This window comes from Trinickia sp. Y13, from assembly GCF_029522115.1.
Taxonomy (GTDB): domain Bacteria; phylum Pseudomonadota; class Gammaproteobacteria; order Burkholderiales; family Burkholderiaceae; genus Trinickia.
In genome coordinates this window covers 1-17868 of sequence record NZ_JAKWFK010000026.1, presented here as the reverse complement: position 1 = coordinate 17868, position 17868 = coordinate 1, and the positions used below count along the sequence as shown (strand labels likewise).

Sequence of the window (17868 nt, the reverse complement as noted above, 5' to 3'; positions counted from 1 at the left end):
GAAACGGCGCGCGTTAGCTGCGTGCGCCCCTTCGAACAATTACCCTGTGGAGCAGCAATGGCAGTCAGCGTCTTCGATTTATTCAAGATCGGCATCGGTCCCTCGAGCTCGCATACGGTCGGGCCCATGCGCGCGGCCCTGCTGTTCGTCCAAGGGCTCGAACGCGACGCCTTGCTCGAGCGCACCGCCGCGGTCAAGGTCGACCTCTACGGGTCGCTCGGCGCAACGGGCAAAGGGCACGGCACCGATCGCGGCCTCATGCTCGGGTTAATGGGGGAGGCGCCTGATACCGTCGATGCGTCGACGATCGCGGCTCGGCTGGACGCTGTGCAGAAGGCGCGACGGCTTAACTTGCTCGGCAAGCACGAAATCGCCTTCACGCCCAAGGACCAGATCGCCTTCTACCGGCAAGCGCTGCCCGAGCATCCGAACGGCCTGAAGCTGCGGGCGAGCGACGCGGCGGGCGAGGTGCTGCGCGAGGCGACCTATCTGTCGGTGGGCGGCGGCTTCGTCGTGACCGCCGGCGCACCCAACACGAAAGTGCTGCAGGCGGCGGACCAGCGGGCGCACCCGTTCAGCACCGGTAACGAACTGCTGGCGCTGTGCGCATCGACCGGTAAATCGATCGCCCAGCTCATGTGGGACAACGAACGCGTCTGGCATACCGAGGAAGAAACGCGCGCCGGTTTGCTGAAGATTTGGGATGTGATGCAGTCGTGCGTTGCGCGTGGCTGCGGGATCGGCAATCCCGACGCCGACGGCACGCTTCCGGGGCCGTTTCAAGTCAAGCGCCGCGCGCCACAACTCTATCGCACGCTATCGAGCAACCCGGAGCAGGGGCTGCGCGACCCGCTTTCAATGGTCGACTGGATCAACTTGTACGCCATTGCCGTGAACGAAGAGAACGCGGTGGGCGGACGCGTCGTCACCGCGCCCACCAACGGCGCCGCCGGCATCATCCCGGCCGTGCTGCACTACTACACGCGTTTCGTGCCCGGTGCGAACGAGCAGGGTGTGATCGATTTTCTGATGACGGCCGCCGCGATCGGCATTCTCTACAAGCTGAACGCATCGATCTCGGGCGCGGAAGTGGGTTGCCAAGGCGAAGTGGGCGTGGCCTGCTCGATGGCGGCCGGCGCGCTGGCCGCCGTCATGGGCGGCACGCCGCGGCAAGTCGAGAATGCGGCCGAGATCGGCATGGAGCACAACCTCGGCCTGACCTGCGATCCGGTGGGTGGCATGGTGCAGATTCCCTGCATCGAGCGCAACGCCATGGCCGCGGTCAAAGCCGTCAATGCGGCGCGCATGGCGTTGCGCGGCGATGGCAGCCACTACGTGTCGCTCGATTCGGTGATCAAGACCATGCGCGAGACGGGGGCCGACATGAAGACCAAATACAAGGAAACGTCGCGCGGCGGGCTGGCCGTGAATATCGTCGAGTGCTGACAGCCCATGCGCCGGCTGAATGCGCATGGGCGTGGCGCGACATCGGGCCGCAGCGCCGCGGCTTTGCGCATTTTTCGGCAGTGACAGTGCGGCCGACCCAGGCGTAAGCTGTCGGCGCCGTCTCGCAACGCGCTTTGCCCCGTTGCCACTTCCTTCGAACAACATCGCCAGATAAGCAGGAGGTTGCCGCACATGTCGAATGCCGCCGATACCACCAACGTGACCGGAGCGCGATTGCTCGTCGACGCGCTCATCACGCATGGAGTCGACCGTGTTTTCAGCGTCCCCGGCGAGAGCTTTCTCGCTGTGCTCGACGCGCTCCACGATGAAACGGAACGCATTCGCACGTTTGTCTGCCGCCACGAGGCCGGGGCCGCGAACATGGCCGAGGCGACCGGCAAGCTCACGGGACGGCCCGGCGTCGCGCTCGTCACGCGCGGGCCGGGCGCGACGCATGCCTCGATCGGTGTGCATACCGCCTTTCAGGATTCGACGCCGATGATCTTGCTGATCGGCCAGTGCGCGCGCGAGCATTTGGACCGGGAGGCGTTTCAAGAGATCGACTATCGGCGCATGTTCGGGCAGATGGCGAAATGGGTCGCGCAAATGGACGACGCGCGGCGCATCCCCGAATATCTGAGCCATGCGTTCCATACGGCTTGCGCGGGGCGGCCGGGGCCGGTCGTGCTCGCGCTGCCCGAGGATATGCTGTCCGATCCTTGCCCGCGCATGCCGGCCGCGCCGCCGTTCAAGCGCATCGCCGCCTCGCCTTCGCATGGGCAAATCGAAACGCTGCGCGCATTGCTCGAAGGCGCGCAGCGGCCGATGGTCATTGCGGGCGGCAGCGGCTGGAATGCGCAGGCATGCGCCGATCTGCGGCGCTTCGTCGAAACCTGGCAACTGCCGATCGGCTGTGCGTTCCGCTATCAAGACACGATCGACAACGATCATCCGAACTACGCCGGCGACGTCGGCCTGGGCATCAATCCCGCGCTGGCACAACGCATTCGCGATGCGGACTTGCTGCTCGTCATCGGTCCCCGTTTGGGCGAGGCGACGACAGGCGGGTACACGCTGCTCGGCATTCCGAAGACGAAGCAAACGCTCGTGCACGTTCATCAAGGCGCGGAAGAACTCGGGCGCGTGTACGCGGCCGATCTGCCGATCGTCTCGGGCATGCCCGAGATCGCAGCCGAGCTCGCGGTGCTCGAGCCGAGCGGCGCGCTGGCGTGGGCGGGCGCGCCGCAGCAGGCCCACGCGGCCTACCTTGAGTGGCGCGCGCCGCGGCCGATGCTCGGCGACGTGCAACTGGGCGAGATCATGGCGCAACTGCGCGCACGGCTGCCGGACGACGCCATCGTCACGAACGGCGCCGGCAATTACGCCATCTGGCTCCATCGGCATTTCGCCTATCGGCAATGGCGCACGCAGGTTGCGCCGACGAGCGGGTCGATGGGCTACGGGGTGCCCGCGGCGATTGCGGCGAAGGCGCTCCATCCCGACCGTACCGTGGTGGCGCTTGCCGGCGACGGTTGCTTCATGATGGCTTCGCAGGAGCTCGCCACCGCGATGCAGTATGGCCTGAACGTGATTTTCATCGTCGTCAACAATGCCCATTACGGCACGATCCGGATGCATCAGGAGCGGCATTATCCGGGACGCACGCATGGGACCGGGCTCACCAATCCCGACTTCGCCGCGTTCGCGCGCTCGTTCGGCGCGCACGGCGAGACCGTCGAATGCACGGCCGATTTCCTGCCCGCGTTCGAACGCTGCGCGGCGAGCGGCTTGCCCGCGCTCATCGAGATTCGCGTGCCTCAGGAAGTGAGCACGCCCACGGCGACGCTCGGCGATATTCGCGAGCAAGGCCGGCGGGCGCGCACGGGCGCTGCGCGATAGCCGCCGCCGTTCGCGTTTGCATGCTGCCTGCTGCGTGAGCGGGCCGATGCGCCTATGCTGGCGGTAAGCGGCGCATTCGCGCCGCGTGCGACCGCCCGCGGGCGTGCGCTGGCCAACTTACAGCCGCGCCAGGACCGTCCCTCATATGTCTGACGGCCACCTGGCACAAGAAGGCGAGTATGACGAATCGGCGCGCGCATCGATGGCTGGCCAGCCTAGCGATGGCGCAGGCGGCGTGGAGCGCGGCGGCTGCGGACACGGCCTCGCCGCCGCCCGTTTGCGTGCCCGCGCTGTCGGCCAACGACGTCGAGCACGGGTTTCATTTCGAGCGCGGTTGCGATATTCCACCGAGGCGGCTGGCGCGCTTTGCGCTCGACGCCGAGCGCGCCGCGCGCCGTGTCCGCCTATCGGGCCGTGAGCGGGTCGCTTTCGCCAAAGGCGCCGATCTGATGTTCGCCGCCGCGCCTCGAGCGTTCGAGCGCGTCGCGCCGCTTGTCCTGACGCTCGCCGCCCAAGGCGCGGGCAGGCCCGGCTTCGATTTCGTCGCATACGCGCGCAATTGGGTTGCCCGCTATGGCCTGCTGCTGCGGCAGATGCGCGTGTTATGGACCGACGATCCGCTCGAGCCGCAAGCGCAAGCCGCGGTCGCTGCGCTCGACCTCGATACCGCTGCCACGCTGCTGTCGGCGGAACTCATCGAGCTGGGCGCGCCCGTCGAGTTGACCGCCACGCGCAGTTTCGAAGCGGGCCTCGTCGAATGGCTGCGGTTCTCTCCGAAGCGATCCCTTACGTTCATGCGTTTTGCGCACGCCATGCGGCCGGGCGATGCCGATATTGCCGAACTCTATGGCGATCTGCTCGAAGAGATGAAATTGCCCGAGCAAGCGCAGCCCGTGGTGGAGGCGCTCGCCTTGCGCTATCGGGCGCTGGCGCAGGACAAGCCCGACCGATGGCGGCCCCGTTATGCGCGCGAACTGACTCGGCTGGGCCGTCTGTACGTGGAGTTGGCGCTGCCGCAGGACGCCGAGATGGCCTATTTGCGCGCACTGGCCGTGACGTGGGGCTTGGCGCGCGAGCGGCCGGAGCGGTATGGGCCCGATGTCGCTGCCTTGCTGGAGGCGCTCGGCGCGCTTTATCGCGACGCCGACCGGCCCGGCGACGCCATCGACATTTACCGCGAGGCGCTCAAGCTCGAGCGAGCGCTCGTGCAATACGACGCGGCGGCCTATAGCGCCGGTTTGGCGACGACGCTCAACGACCTCGGCGTCTTATACGCGACGATGCACCGTGCCGACGATGCGCAGCACGCTTACGCCGAGGCGCTCGGCTTGCAACGCGCGCTCGTGCGCGAGAACGCGCTCGCTCACCGCGCCGCGCTTGCGCGCACGCTGAACAACCTGGGAAATCTCTACAGCGATGGCGGGCGGCTCGACGAGGCCGAGCAAGCTTATGGCGAAGCGCTCTCGATTCGTCGCGAGCTGGCGCGCGAGAGCCCGTCACAGGACGGGCCGGACATGGCGCGCACGCTCACGAACATCGGCGTGCTCTACCGCAAGCAAGGCCGGGCGCTGCAAGCCGAGCATGCTTACCGCGAAGCGCTGCGCACGCTGCAACCGCTCGAGCGCGCCGCGCCCGGGACGTTCAGCGCAGACCAGGCGCGCGTGCTGAACAATCTCGGGGTGCTGCTTAGCAAGTCGCACCGCCCTTCGGAAGCCGAAGGCGCCTATCGTAGGGCAGCGGCCCTGTATGCCCGCCTGGCCAAGAAGCAACCGGCCGCCTATCGCTCCGACTATGCGCGCGTGTTGGGAAACTTGGCGAAGCTTTACGCGGCGATGGGCAGAAAGCGCGAGGCGCAAACCGCGCAGGAAGCGGCGAGCCAATTGCGCAGCGCCGAGCATGCGCCGTAGCGGCGTCCGGTAGAAAGCGAACTGAAGCGATGCGCCGCGGCGCCTCATGCGTGCATCGCAAGCGCACCCTCATCGCCGAGAGGACCGTGGCGCGCGTGGCGGCACGAAACGCCACGTGAGCAGCACGGCGAGGGCGAACGACACATAGACGAGCGTAAAGACCCACGTCGGCAGCGAATAGTAGAGCAGTCGTCCGAGCCAATACTCGATGCATCCTTCGTTGCCGGCGGCGCCGGTGCGCAGCCGCGCTTCGAGCACGGTCAGCGGGCAGGGCACGTCGAGTGCGGCGAGTAGCGCTACCACGCCGATGGCGGCCAGATGCACCGAGCGGAAGCGCCGGTCTCTCACCCATTCCCAATGCCACGCGGCGCCGAGCCAAGTCGCGGCGAACCCGCCGACGATGAAGAGCACGAAGAGCGCGTGCAAGACGAGCACGGCATCGGCCAAGACGGTCATGGGCACATGCATTGGGATGGACGGCATTGGCGGAAGATGGCCAGTATGGCACCGAGCGATGCCTACGAGCACCAACAAATCCATACGCGGAAGGCGAGATCGCGCCCGCGTTGCGTCCGTTGCTCAATCGTTCGATCGCGAGTACGCTATCGAACGGTCGGTTCTTCCCGCTTCGGCGATGCCGTCGCCGCAGCCATTCGGATCAATTCGGATGGGTTCCGAGTGTATTCGGCTCGATCCGATCGACCGCCAAACCTTCATCCATTCGACATCGATGACGAACGTCAAGCGCACACGCAGCCTACTGAACCGTACGTCCGACGCACACGTCGGTGTTCGGTGCGCGTCGCGTTCGACCGTCGCAGTCCTCGCCGTCCCCGTGCAAGCCGGCTCGCCTCCCCCTGCGAGGCAAGCCGTAGCCGGTATCGCCGCGCCTCCGCCGGCGCGCGTCTAAACCCCGGCTTTTCCGTATCCCGCCAACGCCGCTGCGTCTCGCTTCGCACTCGACCGCGAGCGCGAGCCGAATGCGCATGACACGCGTTCGCGGGGTTCACGCAACCTTGCACAGGTGGTCTTCAAATGAACTCGATTCGAGCCGCACTGACGGCTTACGGTACGACTTCGCTGTTTATTTTGCTTTGGAGTAGCGGTGCTATTTTTGCCGAGATCGGCATCGAGCACGCCAGCGCCTTCGCTTTTCTGTTGATGCGCTTTGCGCTCGCCTGCGCGGTTCTGGCCGCGTTCGGCGCACGCCGCGGGCGATGGCTGCCCGCGCCCGGCACGCGCTGGCGCGTGGCGCTCACGGGGGCGCTGATCACCGGCGGGTATTCGATCTGTTACCTGCTCGCGCTCTCGCACGGGCTCACGCCCGGATTGCTCGCAACGATCCTCGGCGCGCAGCCGATTCTGACCTTGCTCGCGACGCAGCGGCGCTACGGCGCGCGACGAATCGCCGGGCTCGGCATGTCGCTGCTGGGTCTCGCGCTGGTGGTCCATCCGGCGGCGGCCGCGGCGAGCGCATCCTTGGGCGGCGCTGCGTTCGGGCTGGCGGCGCTGCTTTGCATGACCTGCGGCGCGCTGTTGCAAAAACAGATCAAGCAAGCTCCGATCGATGTGCTGCCGCTGCAGAACGCCGTCAGCCTCGCACTATGCGCGGCGATCGCGCCGTCCATGCCGCTCGCCGCCCGCTTCGACGCGCCGCTCTTCGTTGCGTTGGTTTGGCTCGGGCTCGTGATTTCGGTCTTCGCGCAGTTGCTGTTCTACCGATTGGTGCAGCGCGGAGACCTGGTCAACGTGACGAGCTTGTTCTACCTCGTGCCGATCGTGACTGCGTTGATGGACTATGCGTTCCTCGGCAATCGGCTGCATGCCCCGGAGCTCGCCGGGATGGCCGCGATCTTGATCGGACTCGCGCTCGTGCTCGGAGCCGAGCGCGCGCCGAGTGTCGCGCGGCGCGCTCGATAGGCGGGGGCTGCGCTCGTCCCCCAGCCTAACCTGCCTCGCCGTCCGCCCCGTCCGCCATTCTCCCGGTTCCGGCGCGAAGCGGGCGGGCGAGCCGGGCGGCTACAATGGCGCACGCAAGCCGTGCGCCTCTTTTTTCTCATCCGATTCATGTCCAACGTTGCCCGGGCCGATCTCCTTGGCCCCCTGCTCAAGAGTGTTTCGCGCTCGTTCTTTTTGACCTTGCGTATTCTGCCGGGGCCGATGCGCGAGCCGGTCGGGCTCGCCTATTTGCTCGCCCGGGCAGCCGACACGATCGCCGATACCTCGCTCGTCGATCCCACGCGCCGCTTGCGCTTGCTGCTGGCGCTGCGCGCGGCGGTCGGCGGCGACAAGAGCGCATCCACGCTCGCCGCGATCGGTGAAGTCGCCGATGAAGTGGCGGGCCAGCAAGCGCTTGCCGACGAAAAACGCTTGCTCGAATCGCTTACCGCGGCCCTGACGCTGCTCGAGCAACTCGCGCCGGCCGATCGCGCCGCGGTGCGCGAGATCGTCACCACCCTGACAACCGGTATGGAATTCGACCTGCGCACCTTCCCTGCCGAAGATTCGGGGCGGATCGAAGCGCTGCGCGAGCCGGCCGAACTCGATCGTTACACGTATCTCGTCGCGGGCTGCGTCGGCGAGTTTTGGACGAAGATGACCTGCGCGCATGTGCCCGGCACGTTCGCCGAGCCGCACGATGCGGCCGTCGCGCGCGGCATCCGCTTCGGCAAAGCGCTGCAGTTGACGAACATCCTACGAGACTGCCCAAAGGATCTGCGCATCGGCCGTTGTTATCTGCCGTCATCCCTGCTCGAGCGTCACGGGCTCACGCCGGCTGCGCTGCTCGCGCCCGAGGCATCGTCGCGGGCCAAGCCGGTGCTGGCCGAACTGATGGCGACCGCGCTCGCGCATTACCGCGATGCGCTCGACTATGCGCTCGCGATTCCGCGTTCGTCGGTTCGTCTGCGGTTGGCTTGCCTATGGCCGATCCTGATCGGCTTGGAGACGTTGAAACTGCTGGCGGAGAACGAAGCCTGGCTCGATCCCGGGCGGATCTCGAAGGTACGTCGCAACGACGTCTACCGCCTCATCGCAGGCTCGACGGCCGCCGTTTGCTTCGACGGCCTGCTGCGCCGCTGGATCGAGGGTTTGATGCGCGAAGTCCAAGCGCGGCTCGGATCCGAGGCGGGCGCCGCCGCCGTTGCCTAATGACCGCGCGGCCGTGCGCGACTCGCGACGCATTCGCGCGAAGCATGGAATAATCGGTCGGACCGCGCGACTGGCGCCGCGAGATGGAGTTCACCATCGGGGAGCGTGGGACCGAATGAGCCGCGCGCCTGGGCATGAATGGCCATCTTTCACCTATCGAGGAGATGCAATGCCTACGTCCAGTTCCCTGCTTGCTTTCGGTCTAGTCGCGCTCGGCATCGCGCTGACGCCCGGCCCGAACATGATCTATCTCGTTTCGCGCTCGCTTTGCCAAGGCCGAGCCGCGGGCATGATTTCGCTTGGCGGCGTCGCGCTCGGCTTCGTGTTCTACATGGTCAGCACGGCATGCGGCATCACCGCGTTGCTGCTGGCCGTTCCATTGGCTTACGACGCGCTGCGGCTCGGCGGTGCGCTCTACTTGGCTTATCTCGCTTGGCAAGCGTTGAAGCCGGGCGGCCGCTCGCCGTTCGAAGTGCGCAATTTGCCCGCGGACAGCCCGCGCAAACTGTTCGTGATGGGCCTCGTGACGAATCTGCTCAATCCGAAGATCGCCGTGCTCTACCTCTCGCTGCTGCCGCAATTCATCGATCCGCACCGCGGCAGCGTACTTGCTCAGTCGCTTACGCTCGGCAGCCTGCAAATCGCGGCGAGCCTGGCCGTGAATACGGTTGTGGCGATGATGGCCGGTTCGATCGCGGCGTTTCTGGCGACGCGGCCCAGCTGGGTAACGGTTCAGCGCTGGCTGATGGGCACCGTGCTCGCCGGGCTGGCTGTTCGGATGGCGACCCAGGCGCGGCGCTGAGGCGTCGCACGAACGCGCTCAGGGTGCGGATGTCGCCCGCATAGGGATGCGGAGCGCGGTTCGGGCCATAGGTCGGTCGGCTGCGCTCATCATGAGGACGATGAACGGGCCCAGGACAATCGACAAAAAACGCGGCGGGCCTGGGGGCGCCACCGCGTTTTTTTCAAAGCGGCCATGCCGCGTTCGGCGTCAATTGCCAATCACTCTCGCTGCGCTGTCGAGTTCCTGATTGAGCATGCGCTGCTCGTCAGCCGATATGCCGTTGTCGTGCTGTCCCGCCATGTCGTGCATCTCTTGACGGATCACATCGAGCCGATGATGCAGCGAACTGCCCGTCGGCGCCGGGTAGTAACCTTGGGCGACGCGTTCGTCGATGCGGCGGTTCAGGCTGTCGATGCGCTCGTCGACCTGCGCAAATCGTGCGAGGTCGGCCTCGTGCGGATTCGGGGCTGGTGGGCGCACGACCACGGGCGGCGGGGGCGGAGGCGGCGGCGCGCGCCTATGCGGGGGCCGCGGCGCCACGCAAGCCGCCAGCGCGGAAATCAGCGCGCAGCCAACGAGTACGCGAATCGAGCGTTGCATCCCATCTCTCCTTCTGATTGTGCATGGGGTCTGTGGGGGATCGATTGTACGAACCATCTCACGTCAAACGTCTCGTGCCCTGTATCCGATGACAAGCGGCGCATGAGCCGGGGCGCACGTACGCGGCGGACTTGCCGCAGCCCGCTTGCCGCCTCAAGGGACGAGGCGCACGAACGGCAGCCGCTTGCCTTCGCGCGCGCTTTCGTTCGCCAGCTCGATGATCGTCATGACATCGACTGCGTCTTGCGGCGTGACGGGAAACGGTGCGCGACCGGCGATCGCTCCAGCTAGCGCACGGTAAAAGTCGACATACGCACCGTCGCGCGTGGGCACCACTCGCTCGACTTCTCGCTCGCCCTCCATAGCACGCAGCGTGCCTGCTGCGTTGCCCGCGGCGAAGCCCGCTTGGCCGGGGCGCAGTCCGGCTTTGAGTTGGTCTTCCTGCGTATCGAGTCCAAATTTGACGTAGCTGCCGCGCGTGCCGTGAAGGGTGAAGCGCGGCGGCTCGATCGCTGCAAGCGCGCTTGCATGGAGAACGACTTCCTTGTCGGGATAGCCGAGCAGGAGGTGCACGTAGTCCGGCGCGCTGGCGTGGTCGCGATGCAATTTGACGCTTGCGTAGACCGATTCGGGCGCGCCGAACAGGGCGAGCGCTTGATCGATGAGATGGGGGCCGAGATCGAACAGCAGGCCGCCACCGCGCGATGCCTCCTCGCGCCAACGCTGGCGCACTTGCGGTCGAAAGCGATCGAAATGCGACTCGAAATGAACGATGCGCCCGAGCGTGCCGCTTTCGACGAGTTCGCGCAGCGTCAAGAAATCGCCATCCCAGCGGCGATTGTGAAACGGCGCGAAGACGAGCCCCTTCTCGCGCGCGAGCCGAGCCAGCGCACACGCTTGCTGCGCCGTGAGCGTGACGGGTTTGTCGACGACGACATGTTTGCCTGCCTCGAGCACTTTGGCCGCGAGCGGATAGTGGGTGTCGTTCGGCGTGGCGATGACGATGCATTGCACCTCGTTCGAGGCGATCAGCGCATCGATGTCGGCGACGATCGCTGCTTGCGGGTAGTCGGCGCGGGCGTGCTCGCCTTGACTCGTGGCGATCGCCGCGACGCGCGCATAGGGCAACCCGGGAGCGTCGAGCGGCGCACCGCAGTGTTCGATGACGGGCGCGTGGAACGTCGCGCCCGCGAATCCGTAGCCCATCAAACCAATTTTCAACGTCGAAGCCATGCGTGCTTCCCTCCGCCTGAGGACAGGTGAATGAGGCTCGCGCGGCGATTCGCCGGAAAAGGGCCGGACCGCCCGCGCGGCAAGAGAGTCGAACATTGTGGCACGCATCGCTCGCCGGGAGGAACCGATCCCACCGCGAGCGCCGGTTCGGGCGTGCATCCGTGTTAACATCGCGCACTTGCCCTCACGGCTTCGCGCGCCGCATCGGCTGTATGCATCGATGCGCTCCGGCGCGGGCCGCCAACCTCGTTACACCATCCACACGAAGATGTCCGCAGGATTGAACCCCGCGCAGAGCGAAGCGGTGCGCTACCTCGACGGCCCGTGCCTAGTTCTGGCCGGCGCAGGCAGCGGCAAGACGCGCGTCATCACGCAGAAGATTGCACACCTGATCGAGAACAAGGGCTTCGAGCCCCGCCATATCGCAGCCGTTACCTTCACGAACAAGGCGGCGGCGGAAATGCGCGAGCGCGTCGGCAAATTGCTCGAAGGCAAAACGCTGACGACGCCGGGCAAAGAGGGCCGGAAGGTGCCCGTCAACCAACTGACCGTTTGCACATTCCATTCGCTGGGCGTGCAGATCTTGCGTCAGGAAGCCGAGCATCTGGGGCTCAAGCCGCAATTCTCGATCATGGATGCCGACGACTGCTTCGGCATGATCCAAGAGCAGGTTGGCTCGACGGACAAAGGCTTCATCCGCAAGATTCAATCGATCATTTCCCTGTGGAAGAACGGGCTGATCGATCCGCAGACGGCGCAAGCGAACGCGGCGAACGAAGACGAGCACCAGGCGGCGATCGTCTACCGCAATTACGTGGCGACGCTGCATGCTTATCAGGCGGTCGATTTCGACGATTTGATCCGTTTGCCCGCCGAGCTGTTCGCGCAGAACGAGGCCGTGCGCGACCGCTGGCAAAACAAGCTGCGCTACTTGCTGATCGACGAGTATCAGGACACGAACGCGTGCCAGTACACCTTACTGAAGTTGCTCGCGGGGCCGCGCGCCGCGTTCACGGCGGTGGGCGACGACGACCAGGCGATCTACGGCTGGCGTGGCGCCACGCTGGAAAATCTGGCGCAGCTCGGTCGCGATTTCCCGAAGCTGCACGTGATCAAGCTCGAGCAAAACTATCGCTCGACGGTGCGGATTCTGACTGCGGCCAACAACGTCATTGCGAACAATCCGAAGCTGTTCGAGAAGAAGTTGTGGTCCGAGCACGGCATGGGAGATTCGATTACGGTGACGGGGTGCAACGACGAAGAGCACGAAGCCGAATCGGTCGTGTTTCGGCTATCCGCGCACAAGTTCGAGCGGCGCGCGCAGTTTCGCGATTACGCGATCCTTTATCGCGGCAATTTTCAGGCGCGCATCTTCGAACAGGTGCTGCGCCGCGAGCGGATTCCGTACGTGCTGTCGGGCGGGCAATCGTTTTTCGATAAAGCGGAAATCAAGGACATCTGCGCGTATCTGCGCTTGATCGCGAACCCCGACGACGATCCCGCGTTCATCCGCGCGATCACCACGCCGCGCCGCGGCATCGGCAATACGACACTCGAGGCGCTGGGCTCGTTTGCGGGGCAGGCGAAGGTGTCGTTGTTCGAAGCCGTGTACATGGGCGGGATCGAAGCGCGGCTTTCCGCGCGGCAGGTCGAGCCGCTGAGGGTGTTCTGCGATTTCATGCAGCGCATTGCCGATCGGGCGACCAAGGACCCGGCCACGACGCTGATCGACGACCTCATGGAAGCGATCCATTACGAGGCCTACCTGTACGACACGTTCGACGAGCGGCAGGCGCAATCGCGCTGGCAGAACGTGCTCGAGTTTCTCGAATGGCTAAAGCGCAAAGGGACCAAGCCCGAGCCGGAACAAGCCGAGGATGGCGAGGCGAGCGGCTATGACAACGCGGACGGACTGGGCGATACGGGCAAGAACCTGCTTGGCCTGATTCAGACTGTGGCGTTGATGTCGATGCTCGAGGGCAAGGAGGAGGATCCCGATGCGGTGCGGCTTTCGACGGTGCATGCGTCGAAGGGGCTCGAATACCCGCACGTGTTCCTGGTGGGGGTGGAAGAAGGGATCATGCCTCACCGCGGCGGCGCCGAGGACGAGCCCATCGACGATGCACGCATCGAGGAAGAGCGGCGCTTGATGTACGTGGCGATCACGCGCGCGCAACGCAGCTTGCACTTGAACTGGTGCAAGAAGCGCAAGCGGGCGCGAGAGACGGTGGTGTGCGAGCCGTCTCGGTTCATCCCCGAGATGGGGCTTGACGAAGCGCCGCCGCCCACTGCCGAAGAGGCGCCGATGACGCCGAAGGATCGGCTAGCCAGCCTGAAGGCGCTGTTGCAGAAGCCTTGAGAGGGAGGGGCGGGGCTTGCGGGGCCGACTAGCCGAACGGCACGGGCATGTCTCGGTGGCGGCTGCGCGGTCGTGGCGGTGGTCGCGGTGTTAGCTGCTTCGCGAACCGCCAGCGGCGCTTGGCGCGGCGGTCCACCTTCGGCGCTTGGCGCATGCGTTTAGGCCCCAAGCTGACGCTCGGGGCCTAAACCACTGGTGGACTCTCGGACTTACTTCGCGGCGTTGACCATGTAGTCGACGGCGGCTTTGACGTCGTCGTCGGATGCGCTGGACCCGCCTTTGGGCGGCATCTGTCCTTTTCCGTGCAGGGCGTAGTTATAGATCACGTCCATCGGGTCTTTCAGGCGCGGGGCCCATGCGGCCTTGTCGCCGAACTTCGGCGCGCCCAGCACACCTGCGGCGTGGCACGCCTGACAGACTTGCGTATAGAGCGCTTTACCGGCTTGTTCCTTATCCGCGCTCGACGATGCGGGACTCGGTGCGCTGGGCAATGCGGCGATGGCGGCTGCGGCTTGGTCGTTGACGGCGCCCGTGCTGGCGCTTGCGCTTTGCGGGGCCGATGCGGCTGCGCCTTGGGTGGCGGCGGCGCCCGACGCGGGGGCGGCCGGTTCGGGGAAATTCGCGCCGGCGTGATCGGCCATGTAGACGACGGCGCGGGCGATCTCGTAATCGCTGTAGTCGTCGGGGCTCGTGCCGCCGCGGGGCGGCATGGCGTTCTTGCCGGTCAACGCGTTGTGCAGCAGGGTATCGTAGCCTTGGGCGATGCGCGGCGCCCAGTCGGCGTTGTTGCCGAACTTGGGTGCGCCGGCTGCGCCGGGCGTGTGGCAGGTTGTGCAAACGGCCTTGAATACTTCTTCGCCGGTCTTGAACACGTGCGGTGCGTTGGCATCGCGGACGGTGACTTGGGCGATCGGCGCGATGCGGCTGGCGACGGTGGTGTCGGCTAGACCGTTGGTGCCGGCGCCTGTGCGCACGGATTGGTTGACGTAATACGCCAGCAGGATGATGACGACGATCGGAACGGCGAACGCCGCAATGACCGCGGCGATCAACTGGCCGGGCGTTTTGATCGGGGCTCCGTGTGGTGCTTCGCTCATGCTTGTCTCGTCTCCCGGGGAATTTTGTTGGTGAGCGGTACAGCGCGACGGCAACAGCTAAAAAACCTGAAACGGCTAAGTCGGCAACGACTTAATTAATTCGGTCAAAACACGGACGATTATAGACGCAACGTTTTGGCCTCGGCGAGCGCCGCGCGCGGGGCGAGGGCGGCGTTTACCCGGGCTTGCTTTAATGGGGCGGCAACGGTGGGGCTTGGTGGTAGCGGTCGTGGTGGGGCTGCGGGCGTTCGCGCGTGCCGAGGCTGGCCCCGCCGGGCGGGGCCCGGTGGACGCGTTTGGCGAAAACAGGTATGCTCTCGGTCTTGCTTGGCGCTGCGATTCCTCGTTTTACACTCGCGCCAACATGTCTTAGCGCCCGTAGCTCAATGGATAGAGTACTGCCCTCCGAAGGCAGGGGTTGCTGGTTCGATCCCAGCCGGGCGCGCCAAAAAAGATAGACAAAACAGTGGCCTACGCGCGTTGCCTCTCGCAGTCTAAATTTCGTACGGAAATGGTACGGAAATCCTCCTAGCGCTGCATATGCCTCGCGCAACCTCTCATGACGATACTTGCGGTCCGCTAACGTTTTGACCGGCGGAGAGTATGGTGGACTGTGCGGCCGGCGATCGACCTGCATCTATTCTGTCAGGAGTCGCGATATCCGCGTTGCCAACATATGTAGCGTCTCAGTACGTGCATTGAGGCGAGATGGTGACGGCGGGACTACCCGGACGGTGTATGGATCGTGCCGGGTTGCTTTTCTGCGGCAGCCATGATCCAATTGAGTCCGCCGTGCGCGTGGTACTGTCCACCGTCGGTTGCTTTGCTCGGTGCCGCAACGGCAAATCCCGAGACACCACTACATACAAGACGCAGCCTACCTGTGTCGTGAGTATCCCCGTGAAGGATGCTCCACCCATAAGCCCGCAACGGGCAATCGACAAGACACTTCAGACTTAAGCGCAACCTGCTCCGATCAACGCGTCGGGGGTTTTGCTTTTCCAAATCGCGCTGCATTTCGCCAGCGCAAATCCATCTACTGCTAACGATTGTTCCGCAAGAGCGGAAGGGAGAAGGCGTGGCTTGCCCATCTTCATGGTTATCTGCTGACCGACAGCAGAACGCTCAGTGTGGCGTTGCTTCAATAAGCACTGCTACAAACATAAGCTCTGACCGTCTTATCGACATCAAGGAACTGATCAACCTCACCGGTGACAGCCGATCGGGCGCGTATGCGAAGATGCAGCCGGCATCAAACGCCTACGACCCAGATCATCCCGTCGGCGTGAGGCTGGGTCGAAAATCTGTACGCTACCGGCTTAGTGAGGTTCTCGCCTATATCGCGTCTCGTCCGCGTGTACGGGACATCGATGATTTGGAGGGCAAATAATGGTTATCCGGCCATCCCCGCCCCCTGTGTTGCAGAAAAGAGACCTTCCACCGCTCTTTCAAGAGGTGGCGGACGAACTCTCGCCTGGCGGCCACGCTTTGCCGATCGTCCTGTCGGCCATGCTCGCGGCGGTATCCTTTGCCACCGCCGGCATCCGGCGGGCTCGGACGCCCGGCGGCCTGATCTATGACCATTCCATTTTCGGTCTGGTCATTTCGCCATCTGCAACGGGTAAAACGTTTTTCCTCGACACGTTGCTTCGCGATCCGGCTAAGGCGGCGGTCGCGCAGTACCAGCGCGAGGCGAAGTCAGAAATCGCTAGATTGAAAGCCGCGCACGTTTCTTGGTCGCTGCGCGTAAAGGGTAAGGAGAGCGCTCTCAAAAAGTCATCCACTGAGACCGAAGTTGCCCATCTCGAGAAAGAACTCGCGGACCTCATGATGAATGAGCCGCCTCGGATTCGTCGGCTCGACTACATGCTTCCTGGTGATGCGAGCTGCAAGGCCGTCACGACCGAGATCCTGTTCGAGTATCCGTATGCTGGATGGGTTGCCCCAGAAGCCATGCAGATTCTCGGAGAAATGCGATCTGGGGACGAAAATCGGCTGGCTGAAATCTGGGACTGCAAGCAATTGACGTGGGCCCGGACGGGCCGAGAGGTCAGGCAGATTGACCCGCATCTGACCTTGCTCTGGATGGTGCAAAACGATCGCTGGCAAGCCTATCAGGCCAGCCCTCGTAGCAGGCGCTGGCGTGGCAGTGGTGCTGCCGCGCGGATGTTGCCCTCGCTCATGCGCGACGATTCGATCGCGGACTGCGGCGAGATTGGCCCTGCAACGCGGCTGTTCCGCGACCTCGTCCAATCCAGGCTGTTGCAAAACATTGCCAATAGCCGGAATGGATGGAGCGAATTGCCGATCTCCGATTTTTCGCAGGATGCAGCCGCCTGCCTCCTTGCGATCAAGTCACGTTACGAGTCGATGAAACGGGACGCGCGCCATGAGCCATACAAGGACTTCGTGGGACGGATGCTCGATCATCTCTGCCGTGTAGCATCGGTGCTTGCCGCGACCGATGCGGATGCTTGGGAAATCAGGCTAGAGCATGTGGAGTATGCCGAGGCCATCGTCGATTACCACTTCGACGTATTCCGCCACCTCCATCCGCCGGCCGATGAGCGGTCTTGCGAACAGGTCGATGCCGAGACGCTTTATTACTGGCTCCGGGCGAACCACAAGCTGCCCGACAGACGAAAACGACATGTTGAACTGGAATTGGGCATGACCAACGGGCGCATGCACCGCGCCGTTAGCGAATTGTTTCGGCTTGATCTCGTGCAGTTCAACGATGCCGGAGAGGTGGGGCTGGTCCTGAGGCGCGATGCCAGATGGGCACCGCACTGCCTTGGCCCCGGCGGGGTGCATCCGCCACGTTTGTTGAGCGCCTTTTAAGAGCTATCTCTGCGGAGTGGAAACGATGGCGACCGGCTGGAGCTGCCGTTTCGCCTCCGTTGTCTACTGCTGAATCATTGATTAGTCGTTCGGATTGGATTCTGGTTTTTAATGAGATAGATAATAGATAGGATAGATAATAGATAGGTATAAAAAATAAATGTCAGATATTCAATAACCAACCCATAGCAAACAACATTGGCTTTCCATAGCAAGCGAGCAGGATAGTAAACGCGTCATGGATACGAATACGCTAGATGAAGAATGCCTCGACTTGGATGAATCTCTATTCGAGTTGAAGGGTGAAGATGTCGATGACCGCATTGAAACGGCTCATCGATTCGTTGACGAAGCCAATACGGTTTCATCTGAAGGAGGAAAGTCGCTTGTTGTCGGGAGAAGCCTGAGGCTGCTGGCTTCATTAACAGGCTGTTGAAGTATCCCCCTCGCAGCGCGACGGTAGCTTTCTCAAGAGCTGCTGCGCCGACTTGGGGGTGTCGATTTGATGCTGAATTTCCTTAATTCGGGCCGATTCGATGTCGTTTCCTCGCC

General features: G+C 64.1%; 13 protein-coding genes, 1 tRNA gene and 1 riboswitch. Of the genes, 10 read left to right on the top strand and 4 right to left on the bottom strand.

Features of this window, described 5'->3' with window-relative positions; all coding sequences use genetic code 11:
* Positions 1-57 precede the first annotated feature (57 nt).
* The 3 genes from MMB74_RS26355 (at position 58) to MMB74_RS26345 (ending at position 5252) form a co-directional block, all read left to right on the top strand.
* Entirely contained in the window at positions 58-1446 is a 1389-nt protein-coding gene (locus tag MMB74_RS26355; RefSeq protein WP_277431553.1) for an L-serine ammonia-lyase, read from the top strand.
* A gap of 192 nt (positions 1447-1638) precedes the next feature.
* Positions 1639-3345, top strand: coding sequence for a thiamine pyrophosphate-binding protein (locus tag MMB74_RS26350; protein ID WP_277431552.1), 1707 nt, complete (start codon positions 1639-1641; stop codon positions 3343-3345).
* A gap of 179 nt (positions 3346-3524) precedes the next feature.
* Positions 3525-5252 carry a tetratricopeptide repeat protein gene (locus MMB74_RS26345; protein ID WP_277431551.1) on the top strand — a complete coding sequence of 576 codons (1728 nt, stop codon included), beginning with the start codon at positions 3525-3527 and terminating at the stop codon, positions 5250-5252.
* A gap of 69 nt (positions 5253-5321) precedes the next feature.
* Here the strand turns inward: MMB74_RS26345 and MMB74_RS26340 are convergent, their stop codons facing one another.
* Positions 5322-5708, bottom strand: coding sequence for a DUF2784 domain-containing protein (locus MMB74_RS26340; protein ID WP_277431550.1), 387 nt, complete (start codon positions 5706-5708; stop codon positions 5322-5324).
* A gap of 579 nt (positions 5709-6287) precedes the next feature.
* Between MMB74_RS26340 and MMB74_RS26335 the strand changes: the two genes are divergently transcribed.
* The 3 genes from MMB74_RS26335 to MMB74_RS26325 all read left to right on the top strand — a co-directional run bounded on the left by MMB74_RS26335 (position 6288) and on the right by MMB74_RS26325 (position 9204).
* Positions 6288-7172 (top strand): DMT family transporter, encoded by an 885-nt coding sequence (locus tag MMB74_RS26335; RefSeq protein WP_277431549.1) that lies wholly within the window; start codon positions 6288-6290, stop codon positions 7170-7172.
* A gap of 147 nt (positions 7173-7319) precedes the next feature.
* Positions 7320-8402 (top strand): phytoene/squalene synthase family protein, encoded by a 1083-nt coding sequence (locus tag MMB74_RS26330; RefSeq protein WP_277431548.1) that lies wholly within the window; start codon positions 7320-7322, stop codon positions 8400-8402.
* A 56-nt stretch (positions 8403-8458) separates the two neighbouring features.
* Positions 8459-8543, top strand: a riboswitch (ZMP/ZTP riboswitch).
* 28 nt (positions 8544-8571) lie between these two features.
* The gene (locus tag MMB74_RS26325) at positions 8572-9204 is read left to right on the top strand and encodes a LysE family translocator (RefSeq protein ID WP_277431547.1); all 633 of its coding nucleotides are present in this window, start codon (positions 8572-8574) and stop codon (positions 9202-9204) included.
* A 189-nt stretch (positions 9205-9393) separates the two neighbouring features.
* Here the strand turns inward: MMB74_RS26325 and MMB74_RS26320 are convergent, their stop codons facing one another.
* Both MMB74_RS26320 and MMB74_RS26315 read right to left on the bottom strand, forming a co-directional pair.
* Entirely contained in the window at positions 9394-9786 is a 393-nt protein-coding gene (locus MMB74_RS26320) for a hypothetical protein (protein ID WP_277431546.1), read from the bottom strand.
* A gap of 153 nt (positions 9787-9939) precedes the next feature.
* Positions 9940-11019: an oxidoreductase gene (locus MMB74_RS26315; RefSeq protein ID WP_277431545.1), complete on the bottom strand. Its 1080-nt coding sequence runs from the start codon at positions 11017-11019 to the stop codon at positions 9940-9942.
* Positions 11020-11287: 268 nt separating this feature from the next.
* Between MMB74_RS26315 and MMB74_RS26310 the strand changes: the two genes are divergently transcribed.
* On the top strand, positions 11288-13378 hold the full coding sequence (locus MMB74_RS26310) for a UvrD-helicase domain-containing protein (RefSeq protein ID WP_277431544.1): 2091 nt from the start codon (positions 11288-11290) through the stop codon (positions 13376-13378).
* 209 nt (positions 13379-13587) lie between these two features.
* Here the strand turns inward: MMB74_RS26310 and MMB74_RS26305 are convergent, their stop codons facing one another.
* Positions 13588-14475: a c-type cytochrome gene (locus MMB74_RS26305; protein WP_277431543.1), complete on the bottom strand. Its 888-nt coding sequence runs from the start codon at positions 14473-14475 to the stop codon at positions 13588-13590.
* Between the two features lie 372 nt (positions 14476-14847).
* Between MMB74_RS26305 and MMB74_RS26300 the strand changes: the two genes are divergently transcribed.
* From MMB74_RS26300 to MMB74_RS26290, 3 genes are all read left to right on the top strand, one after another.
* A tRNA-Arg gene (locus MMB74_RS26300) sits at positions 14848-14923 on the top strand.
* A 1040-nt stretch (positions 14924-15963) separates the two neighbouring features.
* Complete coding sequence (locus MMB74_RS26295; RefSeq protein ID WP_277431542.1) at positions 15964-17316, top strand: DUF3987 domain-containing protein; 1353 nt, start codon at positions 15964-15966, stop codon at positions 17314-17316.
* Positions 17317-17554: 238 nt separating this feature from the next.
* Positions 17555-17752: a hypothetical protein gene (locus tag MMB74_RS26290; RefSeq protein WP_277431541.1), complete on the top strand. Its 198-nt coding sequence runs from the start codon at positions 17555-17557 to the stop codon at positions 17750-17752.
* Positions 17753-17868 lie beyond the last annotated feature (116 nt).

Bases quoted from the DNA above. Each gene is read 5' to 3' on its own strand.
- MMB74_RS26355 (WP_277431553.1), top strand. From the start codon at position 58: ATGGCAGTCAGCGTCTTCGATTTATTCAAGATCGGCATCGGTCCCTCG.
- MMB74_RS26350 (WP_277431552.1), top strand. From the start codon at position 1,639: ATGTCGAATGCCGCCGATACCACCAACGTGACCGGAGCGCGATTGCTC.
- MMB74_RS26345 (WP_277431551.1), top strand. From the start codon at position 3,525: ATGACGAATCGGCGCGCGCATCGATGGCTGGCCAGCCTAGCGATGGCG.
- MMB74_RS26340 (WP_277431550.1), bottom strand. From the start codon at position 5,708: ATGACCGTCTTGGCCGATGCCGTGCTCGTCTTGCACGCGCTCTTCGTG.
- MMB74_RS26335 (WP_277431549.1), top strand. From the start codon at position 6,288: ATGAACTCGATTCGAGCCGCACTGACGGCTTACGGTACGACTTCGCTG.
- MMB74_RS26330 (WP_277431548.1), top strand. From the start codon at position 7,320: ATGTCCAACGTTGCCCGGGCCGATCTCCTTGGCCCCCTGCTCAAGAGT.
- MMB74_RS26325 (WP_277431547.1), top strand. From the start codon at position 8,572: ATGCCTACGTCCAGTTCCCTGCTTGCTTTCGGTCTAGTCGCGCTCGGC.
- MMB74_RS26320 (WP_277431546.1), bottom strand. From the start codon at position 9,786: ATGCAACGCTCGATTCGCGTACTCGTTGGCTGCGCGCTGATTTCCGCG.
- MMB74_RS26315 (WP_277431545.1), bottom strand. From the start codon at position 11,019: ATGGCTTCGACGTTGAAAATTGGTTTGATGGGCTACGGATTCGCGGGC.
- MMB74_RS26310 (WP_277431544.1), top strand. From the start codon at position 11,288: ATGTCCGCAGGATTGAACCCCGCGCAGAGCGAAGCGGTGCGCTACCTC.
- MMB74_RS26305 (WP_277431543.1), bottom strand. From the start codon at position 14,475: ATGAGCGAAGCACCACACGGAGCCCCGATCAAAACGCCCGGCCAGTTG.
- MMB74_RS26290 (WP_277431541.1), top strand. From the start codon at position 17,555: ATGGATACGAATACGCTAGATGAAGAATGCCTCGACTTGGATGAATCT.